Raw genomic sequence first — 22337 nt, 5'->3', positions numbered from 1 at the left:
ATGAAATCGGTCAATCAACACCAAGCTTTTGAAAATGAAAAGAGTATCCAAACTGATTTTAAAGAGAAGATGACATACAGTGATTATTTAAGCCTGGATACGTTATTATCGAGCCAGCATCGTTTGAGCGGCCATCATGACGAAATGTTATTTATCATTGTTCATCATGTAAGCGAGCTGTGGATGAAGCAGATTCTGCATGAAATTCATTCTGCCATTGATGATATACAGGCAGATAATCTAAGGTCTTCCTTTAAAAAGCTCGCACGCGTATCTCAAATACAAGAGCAGCTAAAAAGTGTATGGGACGTCCTTTCTACGCTGACGCCAAGCGAGTATATCGAGTTTAGAGATAAATTGGGAAGTGCTTCTGGATTTCAATCCTATCAAAATAGATTAGTAGAATTTGCTCTGGGATATAAAACAGAATATGTTCTCAAAATATATGAAAATGATACGGAGCTTCATCCAATTTTACAAGAAGCATACGATGCGCCAAGTCTTTATGATGTGTCGATTCAAGCTCTCTCCAGAGCAGGGTTTTCCATTGATAAAGAAGTATTAAACAGGGATGCCCGTATCACGCATCAGACGAATGAGAGCGTGAAAAGAGCCTGGATGATAGTCTATAAAAACGTAGCGCAGTATTGGGAGTTATATGAGCTTGCTGAAAAATTGGTGGACATAGAAGGCTTATTTCAGCAATGGCGCTTCAGGCATATGAAAACGGTAGAAAGAATTATTGGCTTTAAAAAAGGAACAGGCGGTTCTGGCGGCGTGAGCTACTTGAAAAAAGTACTCGATCAATATTTTTTCCCGGAATTGTGGGATCTGCGAACAGAACTTTAGATGACACATATTTCGAATGTTGACCAGTATGATTTATCCTAAATGTTCCACCAAGATTACTTCCTGTGCATCGGAGCTATGCACCATCACCAATTCCAAAAGAGCCGGATATTTAATCAAAAAGCAAGTATGGTAATGGAGAACATGTTCACCCTGGAATAGCAAGATATATATGCTTATTCTTAGGTGCGCAAGTTGAGTATATTATATTCAAAACCCAGGTTCAGCTAACGGAGATAATAGAAGAGTAGCCTAAGATAGAATGGATAAGAACGAATGGAGAATATAAAAATAAATATATTTTACTACCTATATCAGGAAGTGCTTAAACAGTTAGGTAAAAAATCTACTTTCCTGTTGCATTTGAAACCGTAATCATCTATAATGAAGTTAACTAAAGGATTGTTACTGTTCGGCAGGCAAAACCTGGGTTAATCACAGTGGATTGTATGGCTTTTTGTCTACAATTTTGGATTAATCCAGGTTTTTTTCTGGACAAACAGGTATCAGAAGAATTTAAAAAATACTCATTTCAGGTGTGAATGCAATTGAAAATTACAAAAGTATTAAATAATAATGTAGTTATGTCAAAAGATGAATCCAATCAGGAAATCGTTGTCATGGGCAAGGGTTTGGCTTTTCAAAAAAAGACTGGAGATGCGATTGAATCATCGAAAGTGGAGAAAACCTTTGTGCTGGAGAATTCTAATGTAGCTAAGAAGCTTGCGGAATTAATGAAAGAAACTTCTGAGATCTACTTGGATCTTTCTTACAAAATCCTTGAACTGGCTAAATCTCAATTGACATATAAATTGGATAATTATTTATATGTTGCCTTAACGGATCATTTAAGCTTTGCAATTACAAGGCATAAAAATGGCATCGACTTGAAAAATCCGCTGTTGTGGGAAATTCGCAGGTATTATAAACAGGAGTTTCAGATTGCATTAAAAGCGTTGGATATGGTGGAGGAGGATACTGGAGTAAGGCTTGTAGAAGATGAAGCGGCTTCTATTGCCCTGCATTTGGTCAATAGTCAACTATCCGGTGAAAACATGGATACCGCAATTAAAGTAACGGAACTGGTTAATAATATCCTGAATATTGTCAGATACTATTTCAAAATTGAATTGGATGAGGATTCCATCAACTATGAACGGTTTCTGACGCATCTGCGATTTTTTGCTACCCGTTTTATCCGGAAAGAAAAAGCAGAAAATACGCATGATGATTTCCTGTATGAACAGGTGAAAAAGAAATATACAGCTGCATTTGAATGCACAGAGAGAATTGCAGCCTATATTGCTAAAAACTATGATTGGGACATTTCCAATGATGAAAAAGTTTACTTAACATTGCATATCCACCGAATTACCAATCGGCACCAAATAGATTCTTCATCGTGATATAAATGAAACCTGTAATTGAATAATTATGTTTAGGATTGTTACTGATGAAGCAGGCAAAACCTAAGTTACCCGCAGTTTACAGAGGAGAGCTCTGTATGCTGTGTGTAATTTAGGTTTTTTTTATTACTTTGAGGAGGTGGTTGAATCAAATTATAAATTATCATAAAACGAATGGATGAGATGTTGTCAGGCTGTATGTCGAAATTATTTATTATTTTTTTAGAAGCGTAACCTCTATCCCGAAGAGTATCACACCGCAGGAAATATTTTAAGCAAACGCTATATGTAAAAGAATCCATGCAGGCAATAATCCTGAATAAAATCAGAAAATAGATTTAATTTGTTTTATTATAATAGAAAGAGGGGAAAACAATGAAATATGAACAATTAGCCAAAGATATCATTGAAAATGTTGGCGGAAAAGAAAACGTTAACAGTGTTGTTCATTGTATTACGCGTCTTCGTTTTAAATTAAAAGACGAGGAAAAGGCAAATACAGAGGTTTTAAAAGAAATGGATGGCGTTGTGACCGTCATGAAAAGTGCCGGACAATACCAAGTGGTTATCGGCAACCATGTACCAGATGTGTATAAGGCAGTTGTAGAAGTCGGCGGTTTGGAGTCAAAAGGATCTGCTGATGAAGCGGATGGCGGAGATAAAGGCAGCTTGCTCAACCGGTTTATTGATATGATTTCCGGTATCTTCACGCCGATTCTTGGAGTATTGGCAGCGTCCGGTATGATCAAAGGGTTCAATGCTTTATTCGTTGCGATTGGATGGCTTAATGAAGAAGGCGGAACATATCAAATTTTAAATGCAACCGGAGATGCCCTGTTTTATTTCTTGCCGATTATATTAGGGTACAGTGCAATGAAAAAGTTCGGCGGGACGCCTTTCATAGGTATGGTTATTGCCATGGCATTGGTATATCCTGCGCTTGAAGGAATACCTGGAGCGGCAGAACCGCTGTATACCTTGTTTGCAGGAACGGTGTTCGAGTCACCTGTCTATATAGAGTTCTTTGGTATCCCAGTCATTTTAATGACGTATTCAATGTCTGTTATACCAATTATTGTAGCAACATTTTTTGCAGCAAAAATTGAAAAGGCTTTAGCGAAAATTACTCCTAATGTTGTCAAAATGTTTTTTGTACCTATGTTCACGTTACTGATTATTGTTCCATTAACCTTTATTGTGATTGGCCCAATTGCAACCTGGGCAAGTCAATTATTGGGACAGGTAACTGTCTGGGTGTATGATTTAAGCCCTATTATTGCAGGTGCTTTTCTGGGCGGTTTCTGGATGGTATTTGTTATGTTTGGATTGCATTGGGGGCTTATTCCAATTGCGTTTAACAACGTTGCGGTTTCCGGAGAAGATCCAATTCTAGCATTAATTTTCGTGCATTCATTTGCTTTAGCAGCAGCAGTACTGGCTATTTGGATAAAAACAAAAAATGAAACTACGAAAACACTCAGCCCGCCGGCGTTTATTTCTTCCATATTCGGCGTAACGGAACCTGCTTTATACGGGATTGCTTTACCATTGAAGCGACCATTTGTTATCTCGCTTATATCATCAGCTGTCGGTGGAGCAATCATTGGATTATTCGGGACGAAAATTCACTTGCTCGGCGGACTTGGTATCTTCCAATTCCCTGCCATGATCCATCCAGAGGAAGGATTAAACACAGCATTTATCGGTACTATCATAGCAGCAGCGGTCGGGATGGTTCTATCCTTTGTTCTGACTTATTTCTTCGGAGGGATTAATCAAAAAGCGACAGCTGCACCAGCAGCCGAAGCAGCTTCCGCAAAAGAGGAAACAGTTATTACGATACAAAATGAAGATATTGTCAGCCCGTTAACTGGAGAAACCATTGCACTCGAAAAAATAGAAGATACGGCGTTTGCTTCCGGAACGCTTGGGAAAGGAATTGCAGTGGAACCGACAGAAGGAAAATTGATTTCACCTGTTTCTGGAACTGTTTCGGCGATGTTCCCTACAAATCACGCCATTGGAATTACAACGGAAAATGGCGCTGAGATTTTAATGCATATTGGAATGGACACAGTACAATTGGATGGCAAGCACTTCACAGGCCATGTGGAACAAGGTGCAAAAGTCGACAAAGGACAGCTGCTTATTGAATTTGATATACCAGAAATTAAAAAAGCCGGCTTCCCTCTGACCACACCGATTATTATCACGAATTCAGGTGATTATAAAGATATTGCGTTTACAGAAACAAAACAAATTAAGATTGGCGACCCGCTGCTTTCATTAGAAAAGTAACGGATACCAAATAGATAGAAGGAAAGGGTGGTATTCAGTCTTTCCTTCTCCATACTAAACAAAGGAGTTTTTACGATGACACAATTTCCAGAAGGATTTTTATGGGGCGGAGCAGTAGCTGCGAACCAGGTTGAAGGTGCTTATTTAGAGGATGGAAAAGGATTAACATCGGTTGATTTATTGCCGACGGGAGAAAAGCGCTGGCAGGTCATGACAGGAAAAGTTGATTCATTAAAACCCGTTGAAGGCGAATTTTATCCATCGCATGAAGCCATTGATTTTTACCATCGCTATAAAGAAGATATTGCTTTGTTTGCGGAAATGGGATTTAAAGCATTACGAGTTTCGATTTCATGGGCGCGTATTTTTCCGAATGGAGATGATGCAGAGCCAAATGAAGCAGGACTTCAATTTTATGATGATTTATTTGATGAAATGCGGAAATATGACATAGAACCGGTGGTAACCATCGCCCATTTTGATGTGCCGGTACATTTAATTGAAGCCTATGGAAGCTGGAGAAACCGCAAGCTTGTGAATTTCTTTGAAACCTATGCAAAAACGATTTTTACACGTTACCAGGATAAAGTGAAATATTGGATGACATTCAATGAAATCAACATGCTTCTGCATCTTCCATTTGTCGGTGCCGGATTAGTGTTTGACGAAGGTGAAAATGAGTTGCAAATCAAATATCAGGCAGCGCATCATCAGCTCGTTGCAAGTGCCTTAGCTGTAAAAGCAGGACATGAAATTATCCCGGATGCAAAAATCGGCTGTATGCTGGCAGCAGGTACGACCTATCCGTACACTTCTAATCCGGATGATGTTGCCAAAGCAATGGAAAGAGACCGGGAATCCTTCTTCTTTATTGATGTGCAATCCCGCGGGCACTATCCTGGTTATGCAAAACGCTTTTTCCGGGACAATGGTTTGAAAATCGATATGGAAGAAAATGACGAAGAACTATTGAAGAAGCATACAGTGGACTATATCGGATTCAGCTATTATTCCAGCAGAACAACAAGCACTGATCCGGAAATATTAAAGGATATCACAGATGGAAATGTATTTGCTTCTGTTGCCAATCCATATCTGAAAGCATCCGAATGGGGCTGGACGATTGATCCAAAAGGCTTCCGCATTACGGCTAATCAGCTGTATGACCGCTATGAAAAGCCATTATTTGTTGTGGAAAACGGACTTGGCGCGATTGACAAATTAAATGCTGATGGTACCGTTGACGACGACTATCGTATAGAGTATTTAAAGGAGCATATCGCTGAAATGGGTGAAGCAATAGAGGATGGTGTGGATATCATCGGCTATACCAGCTGGGGCCCGATTGACATTGTCAGTGCCTCCACCGGCGAAATGAAAAAACGTTACGGTTATATTTATGTAGACCGTGATAACGAAGGAAAAGGGACCTTAAAACGCTCGAAAAAGAAAAGCTTTGATTGGTATAAGCAGGTGATTGCTTCGAATGGGGAGAAGCTATAATTTGATTTAGAGGGTAACCGAGAGTTGTTAAGATGAATATTTCCAATCATAAATAAATCGATATAAACGAAAAATGTATTTCAAAAGCCTCGCTGATAGATGAAGTATCATCATTTCAGCGAGGCTTTGTCCCATTTAAGTATGCTTATTTTTCTGTAAAACAACAAGCTGATCCTCTTCATCTAACATTATTTTACTTCTTAACGTAATCAGCTGAATGGTATGGTTCTTCTTTTTGATAAACAGTGGAACCGTATCTTCCGGCAATTGCTCCTTCTCAAGCTTTCCTTTTTGTTTTAATGGGAACTCTTGTATCGTGTAGCCTGTATTGATTTTCTTATTTAATTCGGTAAATACAGCATCTTCATGAAACAGGAGATGTCCTTTTCCTGCAAACGGAATTTTGTTCGAGCCCTCTTGCTTATAGTTGTTGCTGGTAAGGGTAAATGTATGATTATGACCAAATTTAGGTGCATAGGATTGGCTGACTAGTATGTTAAATGCAGCATCTCCAGTTAGAGAAAGAATGGTCTCATATGGTGTCAGATCTACTTCATATTCGCTGTGCTCTGCCAGAATTTGTCCGTGATAAACAGGGATTTCCTTGTTTACAGCAGGCTGCAGCTGTGTGGCGGAAGAATCACTGATTAATACAGGTAAATCCATCTTTTGTAAATAAGCAGCCAATGCAATGGAAAAGCTGTTTGCTCCCACTAATAGGACACCGGGTGCGGTATCATTGGCAAGATGGAGCGCCTTAGCAATTGGCCGCAGTGAAAATCCATGCGCGCATACGGTAATAAATACAAGCGCAAAGGTTAAAGCTGTCAGCATAGCAGCCCCTTCATGTCCGTCATTCAGCAGAATGGTTGCAAAATAACCGGAAACAGACAGAGCCACAATTCCCCGCGGTGCAATCCAGCCGATCAGCATCTTTTCAGAATTAGAAAGCTCTGTGCCAATAGTAGAGAGCCAAATCGATAAAGGCCGTACAATAAATAACATGACAAGAACAAAGCCGATAATCGGCCAAGTGAACATCTCCGCTATTGTCTCCCGTGTTAAAGAAGCCGTCAGTAAAATGAAAATAGTGGATGTCAGCAGGACAGAAATATTTTCAACAAAGTGACTGACTTCATGGCCGATAGAGGATACATAATGTTTGGTACGGCCAATTGTTAATCCCATAACGGTAACAGCCAGCATGCCAGTTTCATGCATAATAACCTCGGCTACGGTAAAACAAAGCAGGAGAAAGGATATAATAATCGGTGTTTTTAGGTATTCGGGAAATACACCTTTGCTGATCATTAAGCTGACCACCATGCCGATTACATAGCCGAGAATAACGGCAATAATGGCACTGAGAAAGAAATGAATTAAGTAATTTGCATGCAGACTTTCTGTTGTAAGTACCTTAATAATTTCGTAAGCAAATAATGCAAGCAGCGGACCGAATGGATCAACAATAATTCCTTCCCATTTAAGGACAGCTGCCGTACGCGGTTTTAATTTTGCATTTCGCAGCAAAGGCAGAATAACAGTCGGTCCGGTTACAATAAATAAACCGCCAATAATGAAAGATATCTCCAGGCTCAAGCCTGCGATAAAATGAGCAGCGAGTGCTCCGCCAATCCAGGCAATGAAAGCACCGAACGTAACGATCCGGAATACGGATTTAGATACGCCTCTGATTTCCCGGACATCGAGGCTGGAGCTGCCTTCAAATAAAATAATGGCGACAGCAAGCGAAATCAATGGACTGTACAGGCTGCCCAATGCTTCTTGCGGGTTGAACAAACCAAGCACAGGTCCCAATAATAGTCCGGCAATAGACATGATGACAATAGAAGGCCATTGAATTCGCCAAGCCAGCCATTGCGAGAAGATACCAACGACAATAATAACAACGATACTGACTAGAGCAATATTTTCCATAGCATTTTCTCCGTTCTTTTAGATTTATGTAAAGTAGTTTATCAATTCTGGGAGAGTTTGTCTTATATTTTGTCAGAAGGTGAATAGATCATATTACTGAATATCGTTTATTTCTTATAATGTGCAACAGCGGCTTCTGCCATCCGAAGAATTTCTGCATGGAGTTCTACTGGTTCGGTAACGGTCATTTGATCTGTAAATCCAAGAAGAAATCTTTTTGCTTCTTCTTTTGTATCAAAAGCTAATTTAACACGTGTCCATCCTTTTTCGTCAGTAGATGCAGTCTCTATTATCCGTGCAAAATAAGTTGAAAAGGAAAGTCTCGGCAGCATTTCTCTGGAAGTATTTACCCATACCTCATAAGTCGGCAAGGCCTTGATAAATGCTTGTTTTGAGTTTTTCCAGTATGCTGCAATATCAAAATCAACCGGTCTTTCAAAGGTTTCTTTGCTTGGCACAGCAGACTGGATTCGTGAAGCGCGATAATTCCGGATATCTCCATTTTCCTTTGCGGCTATCACGTACCAGCTGCTTCCTTTCGCAACTAGTCCCAGCGGCTGTACGATATAATGATTGGTTTGTCCGTCTGCACGCTGATAGAGGATATTCAATTTATTATTTTTCCATATTGCATTTTTCAGAACTTCAAAGGATGCGATTTTTTCTTTTGTTCCCCGCCAGGAGCTGGTATCAATATGAATGCGGCTCCATACATCCTTTGCACTTTCACGATAAGCTGCAGGCAGGGATGCGATAACTTTGTTTCTGGCGTCTTCAGAAGTGCGGGTTAATCCTAAATCATCCAGTAATTGAGGAGCTGCAGGCACGAATAAAGCGCGTATTTCCGATTCCTTTAAGCCGGTCAAATCAGTCTGATAGCCATCAACTAAAGACCAGCCGCCATTTTGGCCGCGATCAGCAAAAACGGGAATACCAGATCCGCTTAAAACCTCCATATCTCTGTAAATCGTCCGTTCGGAGACTTCCAGTTTTTCAGATAATTCTTTAGCAGTCATTCGACCTTGAGACTGCAGCAATAAAAGAATGGATATGAAACGGTCCCCTCGCATGAACATCACCTTTTTTCTAATGAATTATATTAATTAAATGAAATATGACAATAGATGTCAAGAATTAGTTTGTATAATAAAAATATCTGAGGAAGAAAGGATGGAAGAGAATGAAACCATTGAATGGAAAAGTCGCTCTTGTCACAGGCGGGAGCAGAGGTGCTGGACGCGGCATTGCGGCAGAGCTGGGGAAAGCAGGTGCAATTGTATATGTCACAGGCCGCAGTGTTCGGGGAGCATCTACGAATCATTGGCCGGGAACTGTGGACGACACGGTTTCAGAAATAGAAGCTGCCGGTGGAAAAGCCATTGCAATACAGTGCGACCATACCAAGGACGCAGAAACAGAGGCTGTGATTTCTCAAATTCGCAAAGAGCAGGGAAAGCTGGATATTTTGATAAATAATGTTTGGGGCGCACATGACTTGGGTGTGGAAGGAAAACCTTTTTGGGAGCTGACCTTGCAAAATTGGGATACAATGTTTACAGCAGGTGTAAGAGCGCAGCTGGCTGTCAATCACTTTGCTGTTCCCCTGCTTCGAGAAAATAAACAGGCTTTGATAATTCATACAACATTCTGGGATCATGGCAAGTACACTGGCCAATTTTATTATGATTTAGCAAAAAATGCGTTGGTGCGAATGGCATATGGGCTATCTATCGAATTAAAAGCGGATAATATTGCTGTTCTTGCTGTTTCGCCAGGGTTTATGCGGACCGAGCTCGTATTGAAATATCACGGCGCCGATGAAGAAAGCTGGAGGGAGTCAGATGATTTACAGCAAACAGAAACACCCTGTTATGTCGGACGTGGAATAGCGTCATTAGCAGCTGATTCAAATGTGATGGAGAAAAGCGGACTGGTGTTTAGAGCGGGAGAATTAGCGAAGGAGTATGAGTTTACAGATATCGATGGACGTTATATTCCGCCATTTACCATATAAACTTGGACGTATATTATTGTTAAAATAATGGATTACTTGGAAAACAGGTATTCTCTATATAAAATAGCCAGTGTTCTTATATCATAAGGGCACTGGCTGTAAAATGCGTATTTCCTATTATAAATTTTAGATGAAGTAAAATCCGATGCCCATAATCACATATGCAGCTAATAAAGTAAGCCCTTCAAACCAATTGGAATCCCCGTCATTCGAAATGGTAATCATTAAAAATACAGCTGTCACCATGCTGATCAGCTCCGGCCATGTAAAGACTAGCGGCATGGATGTGGAAAAGAAGAGGGATAACAAAACAAGAATCGGCAGAACAAACATCGTAATCTGCAGGGTGGAACCAACGGCAATTTCAACAGCGACGTCCATTTTATTTTTATAAGCCATGACAATCGCTGATGCATGCTCTGCTGCATTTCCGACAATTGCAACAATAATAATCCCGATAAATAATTCAGACCATCCAAAGGCAGCGCCGACAGTATCAAATGTCGATACCAGATGCTCGGAAACATAAGCAACAGCAGCTGTTGCAAGTGCCAGGATAACAATTGCTTTGCCTTTCCCCCATTCAGGTTCCTCCTCCTGTTTCGATTCATTTTGTTCGTTATCTGAATGATACACGCCACGGTGGGTAACGAATTTAAATAGTAATGCTGCCAAATATAACACAATTAAAATAACAGCTATTCCAACACTGACAATCATCGTATCACGTTCGTTCAGCGACTGGGTGAATACTTCTGGAATCACAAAGGCAACAATCACAGCAAAAATCAGCATACCGGCATTATGGCGCGCATCGTGTACGCTAAAGGATTGTCTTTTATATTTTAGTCCCCCGACAAAAAAGGATAAGCCGCCGACAAGCAGTAAGTTCCCTAATACAGAGCCCGTTAATGAAGCCAGTACGATTCCGATGAGTCCGGCTTTTAATGCAAAGATAGAAATAATAAGTTCAACCGCATTTCCGAAGGTTGCATTTAGCAATCCTCCAGCTCTTGGTCCTAAAACGATTGCTAAACTTTCCGTAGCTCTGCCGATAAAGCCCGCTAAAGCAATAATCGTCAAGCAATAGATGATAAACATGATGATAGCAGACCAATGAAAGATGGAGCCGATGATGGAAAGCGGCAGTCCAATCAACACGAGTATCATAAATAACTTATTCATCAAAGTCCCTCCGTTTTTCTATATCTGGATAGCTATAGATTACCCCGATTGATTCGATATTATTTGGAGGAAGATAATTCCGCTTAACGTAAACGGTATTAAAATAAAGAGAGATCACATTATTTACACTTGCGCAGTAAAAAAGGTGCAATTCACTTTGCTTTGTTATTACAGATTTATCTGGAGTTAAATAAGGGTATAATAGAATGAGATATTTTGTATTTGTAGAGAATGGAGGATTTATTCTAGAAGCTGCCTCAAAAAAAGTATAAAATAGTCAGAAAGAATAGGTATGAGCTGGGAGGAATAGAATTTCACGGATGAATATAACGCTCAAGCCATATTTAAAAAGGTGAATTGGATCATTTATTATAAGGCCATGTAAACGAGCCTTCTGCATAATATAATGTTTACCAGGAGGCAGATTTGTAATAACAGCTATTCAAACACCATGGAAAAAATGTCAAACGAAAAGAGGAGTGATTTATTATGTCAAACAAAAGAATCCTTGCCATCAGCGACATTCATGGCTGTTATCATGAGCTTGAGCAGCTATTGCAATTAAATCATTATAACCCAAAAGAAGACCAGCTTATCCTTCTGGGAGACTATATCGACAGAGGACCTGAGCCAAAGCGGACGGTTGCTTATATTATGAAACTGGTAGAAGAGGGAGCTATTGCTTTGCGGGGAAATCATGATCAGATGTTTTTGGAGTGTATATTCAGCAACAATCCAGATAAGGAACGGCGTTATTTAATCAATGGCGGGATGGATACGATAGAATCATATGTGGGAGAAGACTTTTTTCCAGGTAATGCTGCAGGGGAGCATTTGCAGGCTGCCAAGGAAAAAATCAAAGAAGATGATAGCGAGCATTTAGAATTTTTATCTAACCTGCCGTATTATTATGAAACGGAAAACCATCTCTTTATTCATGCAGGTATTGATCCTGCATTGGATGATTGGAAGGAGACGCCCGATTTTGATAAAATCTGGATTCGTCAAGAATTTTTAGGCTTTGATCATCCCCACGATTTTACCGTTGTGCATGGTCATACACCGACACAGTATCTTCGCGGAAAAAATGATAATAGCATATTTTTTGGGAATAAAAAAATTGATATCGACGGAGCATGTGCTTATGGTGGAAGGTTAAATTGTTTAATAATAACGGGAGATTCATACGAAACAACGTATATCAATCATATCGAAGCGTAAATCTGTAGCAGGCAGGGGGCAGGGAGATGGCAAATATTCATGATGTTTCGAAAGCTGCAGCTGTATCTGTCAGTACGGTTTCGCGCGTGCTGAATAATCACCCTTATGTCAAAAAGGAAAAAGTGGAGGCTGTGAAAAAAGCAATTATAGAAACAGGTTATATTCCGAATATTAATGCGGTTAATTTAAAGAAAGGAAAGACGCATCTTATAGGCATCGTTTTGCCATTTTTAGACGTGCCGTATTTTTCACAGCTGGTTCAAGGGATATCACAGGCAGCTTCTGTTCATCAATATAAGCTGGTGCTGTATCAGACTGGGTATGACGAGCATCAGGAGAAAGAAGCTTTAGAAATGTTAAAGCTAAAGCAAATAGACAGTTTGATCATTTGTTCCAGAAAAATATCTTTAGAAACAGTGGAACATTATCAGCAATATGGCAGCATTGTTCTATTTGAAAATGGGGAAGATACGCCGTTGAGCTATACGTTTATCGATCATTATGCATGTTTTATGAGGGCCCTGGAGTACCTGTATGAGCATGGACACCGGAAAATTGGTTTTTCTGTCAATCGGCTGGAGGGGGCAAACAGCAGTCAGCGTGAACGTGCCTACCGTGATTTTTTAAAGCTAAAAGGACTCCCTTTTCACAAAGATTATATCTTTAAAAAATGTCTCAATATAGAAGATGGGGAACGTATTTTACGAGAAATCGCTGCATTTCAGGAAAGTCCTACAGCTATTCTAGCGACAAGTGATCAAGTAGCAGCGGGTATAATTACTTCCAGTTCAAACTATGCACTCAAGGTTCCGCGTGATTTAGCGGTTATTGGCTTTGATGATCAGCCGATAGCACGTGCTATGCAAATTACTTCCGTTAATATCCCGCTATATTCTATCGGGCAGATTTTGTTTGAACAGGCCATAGCTGTAGAGATTTCCCATAAAGAAGTTTCAACGGAGTTAATGGAAAGGTCAACAGTTTGACGAAAATGTATGAAAAGCAGCAAGGTCTTGAGGATATTTGCTGCTTTTCATGAATATAAAAAAACAATCCGGGCCCGGCAAAAATCGTGGTACATGATACGATCATGCCTTTTCAGTTACACTCATATCAATATCCAAAATCTATGCCGCATGCCGCCGGATTGTTCTCTAACTTGAGTTTACTTTCTGATATCGTTTTCAGGTCAAGTGTTTTTTTATTTTATATATCCGCCTTTTTAAATTTATCAACATAATCCTTTGCTTTTTCGAAATTTAACCCGCTGCAATCCTGCACGTACTTTACAGCCTGATTCTCATCCTCATGATTTTCAAGCATATCTTTTAAATGGCTTACAACCTCCGGGTCTTCTAATTTCAGATAGGGGGAGGCCGAATTATTTACATATCTTTTTAATTCGAAGAAGCCCATACCGGTTTCTTGCCGTACATATTTCATGATTCGCAGATATTTTAAAGGCGATGCATTATTTTTATTATCTTCAATCATCTCTGTAGCTTCTAGAATAACCTCGAAAGGATCTCTTTGTGATTGGGATGGATTGAATTTATTTCTTTTACGTAAAAATAATAAATAGATTATTCCAGCAACAATCACAATAATCAAAAAGATTTGTATAAAAAGCATATGTCATCCTCCTTCAGCAAATACTTTGTTTTATTATAGCATAAAGGCAATTAGCTTCTAATCGGAGATAAAGTGAGAACTGCAGGAGGCGCTTACGCATTTTGTTAAAACCTCTGGCAGTTAGGTTAATCGGGCTGTTCGCGGCTGTAACGAATACTTTTTCCTTGTTTTAAAAGCTTTGCAAATCGAAGAACGTTTGTTATAATAGAACAAACGTTCCTTTGGTGGTTTTGATCACTTCAAATAACGAGGACTAAAGCTTTAAAGTTTAGACGTTTGAAATAAATATAATTACTCCGTAACAATCAATTTGCTGAAATGAGAGGTGAGTCCAATGAAACAGGAATCGCTTTTTGGTGAGGATAATAAAAGAAATTCCCCGCTTGCCAGCCGTGTCCGTCCCAGAACACTGGATGAATTTGTCGGTCAGCAGCACTTATTGGCGCGGGGGAAGGTGTTGCGTGAATTTATCGAAAATGACCAGGTGACTTCGATTATTTTTTGGGGACCGCCTGGCGTTGGCAAAACAACGCTGGCTGAAATTATTGCTCATAAGACAGAATCAAAATTTATTAACCTGTCTGCAGTAAACAGCAGCATCAAGGATATCAAAAATATAATGAAGGAAGCGGAAACAAGACGCGATTTCGGTGAAAAAACCATTATTTTTATTGATGAAATACACCGGTTCAACAAGGCGCAGCAGGATGCTTTTCTGCCTTATGTCGAAAATGGCAGTATTATTTTAATCGGGGCAACAACGGAGAACCCTTCCTTTGAAGTAAATGCGGCATTGCTGTCGAGAAGTAAGGTGTTTGTTTTAAACCAATTGGAAATAGCTGATGTTGTAAATCTTTTAAGGAATGCAATAATCCATCCGTATGGATTTGGAGATAAGGATATTCATATAACCGAACAAAGCTTAGAGGCGATTGCAAAGTTTGCAAATGGAGATGCAAGGAGTGCCTTAAATACGTTAGAGATGGCGGTGTTAAATAGCGGCACAAATGCTGGAGACTTCTATATCAATGAGTCGAATCTGGAACAGCTGATTAACCGGACTTCCTTTCTGTATGATAAAAGTGGCGAAGAGCATTATAATATCATTTCTGCCCTTCATAAATCGATGCGGAACAGTGATGTGGATGCCGCGATTTATTGGATGTCCAGAATGCTTGAATCAGGAGAGGATCCAATCTATATTGCCAGAAGGCTGATTCGCTTTGCGAGTGAAGATATCGGCTTAGCTGATACACGTGCACTGACAATTACCACGGATGTATTTCAAGCCTGCCGTTATATCGGAATGCCGGAATGTGATGTCCATCTTACAGAGGCGGTTATCTATTTGTCACTGGCGCCCAAATCAAATGCCGTGTACCTAGCGCGGCAAAAAGCGAAAAAGGATGTAAAGGAATCGATTAATGAACCCGTACCTCTGCAAATCAGAAATGCACCGACAAAATTAATGAAAGAACTGGATTATGGAAAGGGTTATCAGTATGCGCATGATGAAAAAGATAAATTAACTGCGATGCGAACGATGCCGCCTTCGTTGGAGGGACAGCAGTACTATTACCCGACAGAGCAAGGAAATGAGAAAAAATTTAAAGAAAGATTGAATTATGTGAAGGAATGGCAGAAAAGGAATAATTAACAGCTCAGCTGATGAAGGGATGAAAGCTTTTCTAGCCGGAAGGAAAAAAAATAAGCGTGGTATTTTAACTAAAACCATGCTATACTTTATTTTGCGATGAGCTGATTTGCGTAAGCCGAGAGACAACGTACGATATGCAGATGTGAACTGCATGTTCTTTCGCCGCAAATTTCGAAAAGAAAGGCATCCGTATCTCATACGGATGCCTTTCTTCGTACTATCTCGCTCTTTTAAAAGCCTGACTTTGATCAGCTAAATGAAGTTTTTGGAGAAGCTGACGAAGCGGCTCCCGAATAAGTAAATAGACGCCTATGGAAATAAATACAGCAGCTAAACCATATAAAAATCCGGCAAGCACATCTGTAGGGAAATGTACTCCTAAATAAATTCTCGTAAATAATATAAAACCAATCCAAACAAGTGTGATAAAGCTGATAATTACTTTTTTCCATATTTGATAAACTGAAAGAATAAGTACCATCCCGATAAAACCATAAAAAATCGTTGTAGCTGTGGCATGTCCGCTCGGGAAGCTTTCGTTTGTTTTTTCAATAAGTTGTAAGAAGTTAGGGCGATCACGTTCAACGATTTTCTTTAATACTTTTCCGCCGATTGCTGCGCAGAAAAGAATCGTACCGCCGAACCATAATCCTTCTGCAAATTTACGCTTGAAAAAGAGGACAATACAAATAATAATTGTCATGGCGATAACAGCTTTCATGCTTCCCAGCTCTGTTATAAACATAATAAAAGCTGTTTTTTCTTCAGAAATTGTTCCCTGAATCCGCTCAATCCATGATAAATCAAAGGAAAGGATCCAATTGCTTTCAAAATATACACCCCAGGCGATGACGCCGAATAATAATAGAAATATAATCCCTGCCAATAAAAAAGAAGCAGGAGTTAATCTTTGAGACTTCAAAACGCTACCCTTCTTTCTCTCTCTATTTACAATTCCCTATTTAAATTAATTGTCAAATTTTCATTGTACATAATAACAAGCTTTTTTGCATGGAAATAAACAAAAAGTTATGTTTAATCTTTTAGAGAGAAAGGAAAAGATACATAAAGGTTAATTTTTATTTTGTTAACAGTAAAGATGAAGGAGGAAATAAGGATGACACAAGAACAATTAATACTACAAGAGCGTCCAAATGGGCTGCCGGATGAAAATACATTTCAATTTAAAAAGGCAGAAATCGGTAAACCTTCAGAAGAAGAGCTGTTGCTTAAAACGTTGTATGTATCGGTAGACCCCTATATGCGCGGGAGAATGTCTGATGGTCCATCCTACGCAGCTCCTTTTGAAGTAGGGGAACCATTAAAGGGCGCAGCAGTAAGCCAGGTGGTCGAATCCAACAGCAGTAATTTTGAAAAGGGCGACCTGGTAACTGGTACGCTCGATTTTCAGGAATACAATGTGGTCAAAAATGATAAGGTGAGAAAGGTAACTACAAAAGGAATGAGTCCATCAAGCGCTCTAAGCGTGTTGGGAATGCCTGCACTCACCGCCTATTTCGGCATGATGCATATTGGCGAGCCAAAAAAGGGAGAGACCGTTGTTGTATCGGGGGCAGCAGGAGCTGTCGGACAAATCGCGGGACAGCTGGCTAAGAAAGAAGGAGCACGAGTGGTAGGCATTGTCGGATCAGAGAAAAAAGCTGCTTATATTACAGAAACACTCGGGCTTGATGCAGCTGTTGAATACAAAAAAGGAAATGTCAGTGAGCAGCTGAAAGAAACATGTCCAGATGGAATTGACGTCTATTATGAAAATGTCGGCGGTGAAATTTCAGATGCTGTCTGGCCGTTATTAAATGTGTTCGCCCGTGTACCTGTATGCGGCGCGATTTCTGCCTATAATTTAGAAGAAGGAGAAAAAGATATTGGACTGCGCGTGCAGCAATTCCTTATTAAATCACGTGTGAAAATGCAGGGCTTGCTGGTAGGAGACTTTGCCGACCACTATGATGAAGCCTATCAGGCACTGGAAGAAGCAGTTTCTAATGGTGAATTGAAGTTTGAAGAGACCATTCAAGAAGGATTCCATTCGATTCCAGATGCGTTTTTAGGACTATTTTCCGGAGATAATATAGGGAAGCAGCTGGTAAAAGTTGCTGATGCAGAATAAGTTTACAGAGAAAGCCGCTTGATTCATATGTTCTGAATAAGCGGCTTCTTTTAAAAAACTAGATTTGTTAAGAAAGAGGTAATGATGGAAAGGCTATCATATTTTCCGGGATGGATTTCTGATTTAATGGAGGTGGACTGCTATGAATACTTTTAAAAATAAACGTTATTGGATACTTATGCCGCCGTCTTTACTCATTTCTATTTCTTTAATCATCTTTATACCAGAAAATAAAGGAATGCTCTATGCGTTTGTAGTCATCGCTTTATTTTGGATTGTGTATTATACATGGACGTATTATGCAAAGAAAAACAGCAGGAACAAGTCAGATAGTCTATAAGGTCATTATTATAAATCACAGTCCCTAAGAAATCATATCAACATGTATCTTTAAAAAAGTCTTCTGCTAAAAGATATAATCTAAGTAATCCCCATGCCCTCGGACGAGCTCTGTTTCGTTTGGAGAAGAAATCCAAAAGTAGCGGAAGGTCAGTCCTTTTTCTTCCCCGCCACCTGTTGGCTGATACTCCCATTCATCAAGAGACTCTGTTACATATATCTCATAAAAAAATCTCTGATGAACAGCCCCATCATCATTTTTCCAAAAATCTTCTGCAATCAATGTTTCGACTTTGAAATTTTTTAATCCTGTCTCTTCTTTGATTTCCCGAATGACCGCTTCTTCTGTTTCTTCTCCTTCTTTCACGGTTCCTTTAGGAATTTGTACGCCGGCTGCTGGATTAGAATGCCGGAAAACAAGGACTTGTATTTTGTCTTCTTTCCGTCTTGTTATATAACCGTATACTTTTTGGATTGGAATCACAATCACAGCTCCCTTACCTCCGTATAACTGGCTGCGTTTCTATTTTGACAGCAGAAAACAGAGTCTCTCTGCGGATTTACATCTCTTCATTCTTTTTGACATTGTCTACAAAATCCTTTGCTTCTTTTAAGCCCAATCCAGTCTGTTCGCGAACGTATTTTATTGTTTTGATTTCCCCGGTGCCAGATTGAAGCATTTCTTGGACTTTTTCCTTAAGGTCGGAATCTGCAATGGGGCTCTTCATTTTATAGTTCCCCTCAACTAAATTTTTCGCATCCTCCAGTCCAAGCCCGGTTTCGATACGTACATGCTTAATCAATTTAATTTTATTTTCTCCTGATTCCAACCTCTGCTGAACTTCTGGGAGTATCTCTTCTGGAGACTTCAGCTCTCTTCCTTGTCTGTCAGCGGGTTTATTTCTGTTTCGCAACGTTGACAGGTAAATAAGTGCAAGACCAATAACAACAATTAGAATAAATTCCGTGGACATGTGTCTTTACCTCCTATGGCTTTGTTTATTCATTTATCATAACATGAATCATTATAATCCATAATTCATAGTAAGCATTTAGTTAACGTTCTATAGAAATCATTATAAAATAGGCAATAATTATATGGGAGAAGAGCAAAGAACATTTAAAGACGAATTAGAAATAAATCCGGGAAAATACGTTAGATTCCCTAATCAGTTTGAAGTGAGTGATTACGATATCATGGAAAGCTTTATTCTATGGGGATAATGAATACAGGCAAATTGCCATTAATTGGTGTGAAGAAAATGAGCTGGAATATGTTGGGGAAAAGGTGATCTCCTGATTGCAATAAAAACGGCTCATATAATCTATGATAGAGTCGTTTTTATTACACGTATTCAAATAATAAAATAAGCAATAATAGAAAGAAAAACAGATGTAACAGTCACTGCCAGCAACGGTTTTAAAGCCTTTGACCGCAAGTCTTTCAGGCTGACATTCAATCCAAGCCCGACCATAGCTGCTGTCAATATCCATGTGGTTGCTGCGGAGATTCCTTCCATCATATTTTCAGATATAGGGATGGTGTGTCCAAGCACATAGCTGCCAATAAGGCTCATCAGGATAAAACCAAGCAGAAACCATGGAAAATCAACCTTATTTTGTGTTTGAGAACCGCTTGTTTTGATTTTCATTATATAAATAAGAATAAAACAAAGAGGAATAAGTAAAAATACACGTCCTAATTTAGCAAGTAATGCAATGGCTAATGCATCTTCTCCAGCCGGCTCTGCTGCAATAGCAACATGGGCAAGCTCATGCAGGCTGATTCCCGACCAAATTCCATAATCCAAAGCGGTTAATGGTAAGACAGGACGCAATAATGAATATCCAAGTGCGAAGACAGTGCCCATCATTGCAATAATCCCGACGCTGATAGCAATATCTTCATCCTTTGTCTTCATAATTGGTGCTGCAGCTGCAATGGCGGCAGCACCGCAAACTCCTGTCCCGATTCCGAGCAGAAGCGAAATATTTTTATCTGCTTTGCATACCTTGCCAAGCCAGATCATCACACTGATTGCAAACAGAATAATAAACGCATCACGTACAAGGAGTCCGAGCCCATCATGCAATATGGTATCGATGTTTAGTTTTAATCCATATAAAATGATAGCGAAGCGGAGCAGATTTTTAGATGAAAACGTAATTCCAGAACGCAGCGCTTCCGGATAACCAAAAAATTGTCTGTAAATGATGGCGATAATGATAGCACAAGCGAGCTGCCCAGCATGGTTAAAGCCAGGAACTTTTGCTAAGAAGAACCCGAGCAAGGCAATAAAAAAGGTAAATACAATACCGCCAATCCAGTTTTTTGCAGAATTTAAGCGCTGTCGTTTTATTCGATGTGATGCTTGTGAAGTCATAAAAGCACCTCCTTCTTATAGCATAGCCAACATAAATGAATAAGGAAAATAATTTATTATAATAAATAGGATAAGTAAATTGTTATAATAGAAATGAGAGGAAAGAGGGTGAAGGGATGGATAAGCATTTGCAAATATTTATAACCGTTGCAGAAAAGCAGAGTTTTTCCAAAGCGGCGGAGGAGCATTACATGACCCAGCCGGCGGTCAGTCAATATATTCGTACATTGGAGGAGAGTGCAGGCATACGGTTATTGGAACGCAGCAACAAATATGTTCGTTTAAATAAAGCTGGAGAAATTGTTTATCATTACGGGAAGGAAATACTGGGCTTATATACAACCATGCAGCATTTAGTGGATGATTTGATGAATAGAGCGAATGGACCCTTGGCCATTGGAGCAAGCTACACTTTTGGGGAATATGTTTTACCAAGGATTATTGCTGACCTGCTGGAAATACATCCGGATATCGAACCAGCTGTGACGATTGGGAATACAGCTGAAATAGCGGATTTGGTTGCAATGCATCAGCTGGATGTAGGAATAATAGAAGGAGAATTTAATAGGAAGGACATGATGATTGAGGAATTAGCAGAAGATGAAATGGTTATCGTTGCTTCGACAGAAAATAAGCTGTTCCATCAAAAAGCGAAAATAGAGCTAAGTGACTTAGCAAATGAAACATGGGTTGTGCGCGAACATGGTTCAGGTACGAGAGCGGCGACGGAAAATTTTTTTCAAAAGGCGGATATTCAGCCTGTCCGATTGATGCAATTTAGCAGTACCCAATCAATCAAAGAATCCGTTGCGTCTGGATTAGGTATTACACTGCTTTCGAAATGGGCGATTCAAAAAGAAATAAAATATGGTGATTTGAAGATAGTGCCTATGGAAGGTTTTCCTTTTACACGTGCGTTTTCCATTATTACGAAATCGCCATTCCAAACAAAAACCTTGGAGATTTTTATAGAGCGGTTGCGAAGCAGTAAACTGCTGCGGATATTTTAGTTTCTTGCGGATATATTTAAATCGATTCATTCAACTAAATATTCAATGAGAGATACAAAACCTCCCGTTGATTAACGCTGCATATTAAGGAGTCATACTGACAAAAGTATGGCTCTTTTTAAATAAATTATTCACTTATGAATACTCCCGCGACTTCATTTCTAAAGAAATTTGAAGTGTGGGTTTCTGGGGTGTCGACTTTCAAGATGACGATTAACCGCCAGTGGAGTTGACACATCGGTGTGCTAAAAACACCCAACCCCGCTAGCCTATTGGTCCTGCCTCCTGAGATTACGTTTCAGCCTATATGAGGTTCACACGTTTGTGTGTCCTGGCTGCCATGTTTGGCTTGAACATTTTACGTGGCAAAGCAACGATTCTCGCCACAACCTGCTATGTTCCGTTTTCAAAGAGCGTCTTTCAAGAACATTACACCATGCAAACTTATGTTCGTAAATACAAAAAAGCAATTCACCTCCCATCTACTCATTGGGGTTCACCCTGCATATTCCAACGTACAAATGTTTTCGATGGGACGAGTAATCGCAGTCCCAGGATGTACTAGTGCAGGCGTTGCAACAACTCTTTTCGATGGGGTGAGTAATCGCAACCCCAGGACGTTGCGACGTTAGCCTGCCTTGAGGTTGGGAATCCTCTCGCCTAATTATGATAGAACTGAGTAGTTGACAAAAAACCAATTGGTCAATTATAATATGTCAGTGACTTAATAGTACTAATTTGACTTAGTGGTCATATGTATGAAAGAAAGC

The 22337-nt window shown here is 39.7% G+C and carries 18 protein-coding genes and 2 pseudogenes; 11 read left to right on the top strand and 9 right to left on the bottom strand.

What is annotated here, in order from left to right:
- The 4 genes from kynA to ACZSMY_RS09145 all read left to right on the top strand — a co-directional run bounded on the left by kynA (position 1) and on the right by ACZSMY_RS09145 (position 6056).
- Positions 1-849 (top strand): tryptophan 2,3-dioxygenase, encoded by an 849-nt coding sequence (gene kynA / locus ACZSMY_RS09160; RefSeq protein WP_212928243.1) that lies wholly within the window; start codon positions 1-3, stop codon positions 847-849.
- A 548-nt stretch (positions 850-1397) separates the two neighbouring features.
- Positions 1398-2255, top strand: a complete 858-nt coding sequence (gene licT / locus ACZSMY_RS09155; protein WP_193065008.1) for a BglG family transcription antiterminator LicT — start codon at positions 1398-1400, stop codon at positions 2253-2255.
- Between the two features lie 375 nt (positions 2256-2630).
- Positions 2631-4553: a beta-glucoside-specific PTS transporter subunit IIABC gene (locus ACZSMY_RS09150; protein WP_193065007.1), complete on the top strand. Its 1923-nt coding sequence runs from the start codon at positions 2631-2633 to the stop codon at positions 4551-4553.
- Between the two features lie 75 nt (positions 4554-4628).
- A complete protein-coding gene (locus tag ACZSMY_RS09145; protein WP_193065006.1) occupies positions 4629-6056 on the top strand; it encodes a 6-phospho-beta-glucosidase in 1428 nt (475 codons plus the stop codon).
- A gap of 135 nt (positions 6057-6191) precedes the next feature.
- On the opposite strand, the gene ACZSMY_RS09140 is transcribed toward ACZSMY_RS09145, so the two are convergent.
- Positions 6192-7994 carry a cation:proton antiporter gene (locus ACZSMY_RS09140; protein WP_193065005.1) on the bottom strand — a complete coding sequence of 601 codons (1803 nt, stop codon included), beginning with the start codon at positions 7992-7994 and terminating at the stop codon, positions 6192-6194.
- A gap of 107 nt (positions 7995-8101) precedes the next feature.
- A complete protein-coding gene (locus tag ACZSMY_RS09135) occupies positions 8102-9064 on the bottom strand; it encodes a helix-turn-helix transcriptional regulator (protein WP_193065004.1) in 963 nt (320 codons plus the stop codon).
- Between the two features lie 110 nt (positions 9065-9174).
- Between ACZSMY_RS09135 and ACZSMY_RS09130 the strand changes: the two genes are divergently transcribed.
- Complete coding sequence (locus ACZSMY_RS09130; protein ID WP_193065003.1) at positions 9175-10008, top strand: SDR family NAD(P)-dependent oxidoreductase; 834 nt, start codon at positions 9175-9177, stop codon at positions 10006-10008.
- 126 nt (positions 10009-10134) lie between these two features.
- On the opposite strand, the gene cax is transcribed toward ACZSMY_RS09130, so the two are convergent.
- On the bottom strand, positions 10135-11193 hold the full coding sequence (cax, locus tag ACZSMY_RS09125) for a calcium/proton exchanger (RefSeq protein WP_175297043.1): 1059 nt from the start codon (positions 11191-11193) through the stop codon (positions 10135-10137).
- Between the two features lie 489 nt (positions 11194-11682).
- Here cax and ACZSMY_RS09120 point away from each other — a divergent pair, with 489 nt between their 5' ends.
- Both ACZSMY_RS09120 and ACZSMY_RS09115 read left to right on the top strand, forming a co-directional pair.
- Complete coding sequence (locus ACZSMY_RS09120) at positions 11683-12414, top strand: metallophosphoesterase family protein (RefSeq protein WP_042532841.1); 732 nt, start codon at positions 11683-11685, stop codon at positions 12412-12414.
- 26 nt (positions 12415-12440) lie between these two features.
- Positions 12441-13400 carry a substrate-binding domain-containing protein gene (locus ACZSMY_RS09115; RefSeq protein WP_465147680.1) on the top strand — a complete coding sequence of 320 codons (960 nt, stop codon included), beginning with the start codon at positions 12441-12443 and terminating at the stop codon, positions 13398-13400.
- Positions 13401-13620: 220 nt separating this feature from the next.
- On the opposite strand, the gene ACZSMY_RS09110 is transcribed toward ACZSMY_RS09115, so the two are convergent.
- On the bottom strand, positions 13621-14046 hold the full coding sequence (locus tag ACZSMY_RS09110; RefSeq protein ID WP_193065000.1) for a hypothetical protein: 426 nt from the start codon (positions 14044-14046) through the stop codon (positions 13621-13623).
- Positions 14047-14380: 334 nt separating this feature from the next.
- On the opposite strand from ACZSMY_RS09110, the gene ACZSMY_RS09105 reads away from it, so the two are divergent.
- The gene (locus ACZSMY_RS09105) at positions 14381-15703 is read left to right on the top strand and encodes a replication-associated recombination protein A (RefSeq protein WP_193064999.1); all 1323 of its coding nucleotides are present in this window, start codon (positions 14381-14383) and stop codon (positions 15701-15703) included.
- Positions 15704-15920: 217 nt separating this feature from the next.
- Here ACZSMY_RS09105 and ACZSMY_RS09100 read toward each other — a convergent pair whose 3' ends face one another.
- On the bottom strand, positions 15921-16625 hold the full coding sequence (locus tag ACZSMY_RS09100) for a phosphatase PAP2 family protein (RefSeq protein ID WP_465147679.1): 705 nt from the start codon (positions 16623-16625) through the stop codon (positions 15921-15923).
- A 195-nt stretch (positions 16626-16820) separates the two neighbouring features.
- Between ACZSMY_RS09100 and ACZSMY_RS09095 the strand changes: the two genes are divergently transcribed.
- Together ACZSMY_RS09095 and ACZSMY_RS09090 are read left to right on the top strand one after the other, a co-directional pair.
- A complete protein-coding gene (locus ACZSMY_RS09095) occupies positions 16821-17834 on the top strand; it encodes an NADP-dependent oxidoreductase (protein WP_042532850.1) in 1014 nt (337 codons plus the stop codon).
- Positions 17835-17976: 142 nt separating this feature from the next.
- Complete coding sequence (locus tag ACZSMY_RS09090; RefSeq protein WP_042532852.1) at positions 17977-18174, top strand: hypothetical protein; 198 nt, start codon at positions 17977-17979, stop codon at positions 18172-18174.
- Positions 18175-18240: 66 nt separating this feature from the next.
- On the opposite strand, the gene ACZSMY_RS09085 is transcribed toward ACZSMY_RS09090, so the two are convergent.
- From ACZSMY_RS09085 to ACZSMY_RS09070, 4 genes and pseudogenes are all read right to left on the bottom strand, one after another.
- Positions 18241-18657 (bottom strand): NUDIX hydrolase, encoded by a 417-nt coding sequence (locus ACZSMY_RS09085; RefSeq protein WP_465147678.1) that lies wholly within the window; start codon positions 18655-18657, stop codon positions 18241-18243.
- A 91-nt stretch (positions 18658-18748) separates the two neighbouring features.
- Positions 18749-18829: pseudogene (locus tag ACZSMY_RS09080) on the bottom strand (ribosomal protein L7/L12); the annotation flags it as partial.
- A gap of 84 nt (positions 18830-18913) precedes the next feature.
- Positions 18914-19147: pseudogene (locus tag ACZSMY_RS09075) on the bottom strand (ribosomal protein L7/L12); the annotation flags it as partial.
- 381 nt (positions 19148-19528) lie between these two features.
- Positions 19529-20557, bottom strand: a complete 1029-nt coding sequence (locus ACZSMY_RS09070; RefSeq protein WP_193064996.1) for a YeiH family protein — start codon at positions 20555-20557, stop codon at positions 19529-19531.
- Positions 20558-20673: 116 nt separating this feature from the next.
- On the opposite strand from ACZSMY_RS09070, the gene ACZSMY_RS09065 reads away from it, so the two are divergent.
- Entirely contained in the window at positions 20674-21567 is an 894-nt protein-coding gene (locus ACZSMY_RS09065) for a LysR family transcriptional regulator (RefSeq protein WP_042532858.1), read from the top strand.
- Positions 21568-22337 lie beyond the last annotated feature (770 nt).

The organism is Oceanobacillus sp. B139/18, from assembly GCF_055524595.1.
Note: the sequence above shows the minus strand (reverse complement) of the source record. Positions and strands in the feature narration are given on the sequence as shown.

Coding starts and splice junctions, on each gene's coding strand:
- ACZSMY_RS09090 (WP_042532852.1), top strand. CDS start 17,977: ATGAATACTTTTAAAAATAAACGTTATTGGATACTTATGCCGCCGTCT.
- ACZSMY_RS09110 (WP_193065000.1), bottom strand. CDS start 14,046: ATGCTTTTTATACAAATCTTTTTGATTATTGTGATTGTTGCTGGAATA.
- cax (WP_175297043.1), bottom strand. CDS start 11,193: ATGAATAAGTTATTTATGATACTCGTGTTGATTGGACTGCCGCTTTCC.
- ACZSMY_RS09070 (WP_193064996.1), bottom strand. CDS start 20,557: ATGACTTCACAAGCATCACATCGAATAAAACGACAGCGCTTAAATTCT.
- ACZSMY_RS09145 (WP_193065006.1), top strand. CDS start 4,629: ATGACACAATTTCCAGAAGGATTTTTATGGGGCGGAGCAGTAGCTGCG.
- ACZSMY_RS09065 (WP_042532858.1), top strand. CDS start 20,674: ATGGATAAGCATTTGCAAATATTTATAACCGTTGCAGAAAAGCAGAGT.
- ACZSMY_RS09150 (WP_193065007.1), top strand. CDS start 2,631: ATGAAATATGAACAATTAGCCAAAGATATCATTGAAAATGTTGGCGGA.
- ACZSMY_RS09095 (WP_042532850.1), top strand. CDS start 16,821: ATGACACAAGAACAATTAATACTACAAGAGCGTCCAAATGGGCTGCCG.
- ACZSMY_RS09140 (WP_193065005.1), bottom strand. CDS start 7,994: ATGGAAAATATTGCTCTAGTCAGTATCGTTGTTATTATTGTCGTTGGT.
- ACZSMY_RS09130 (WP_193065003.1), top strand. CDS start 9,175: ATGAAACCATTGAATGGAAAAGTCGCTCTTGTCACAGGCGGGAGCAGA.
- ACZSMY_RS09120 (WP_042532841.1), top strand. CDS start 11,683: ATGTCAAACAAAAGAATCCTTGCCATCAGCGACATTCATGGCTGTTAT.
- ACZSMY_RS09135 (WP_193065004.1), bottom strand. CDS start 9,064: ATGCGAGGGGACCGTTTCATATCCATTCTTTTATTGCTGCAGTCTCAA.
- kynA (WP_212928243.1), top strand. CDS start 1: ATGAAATCGGTCAATCAACACCAAGCTTTTGAAAATGAAAAGAGTATC.
- ACZSMY_RS09115 (WP_465147680.1), top strand. CDS start 12,441: ATGGCAAATATTCATGATGTTTCGAAAGCTGCAGCTGTATCTGTCAGT.
- ACZSMY_RS09105 (WP_193064999.1), top strand. CDS start 14,381: ATGAAACAGGAATCGCTTTTTGGTGAGGATAATAAAAGAAATTCCCCG.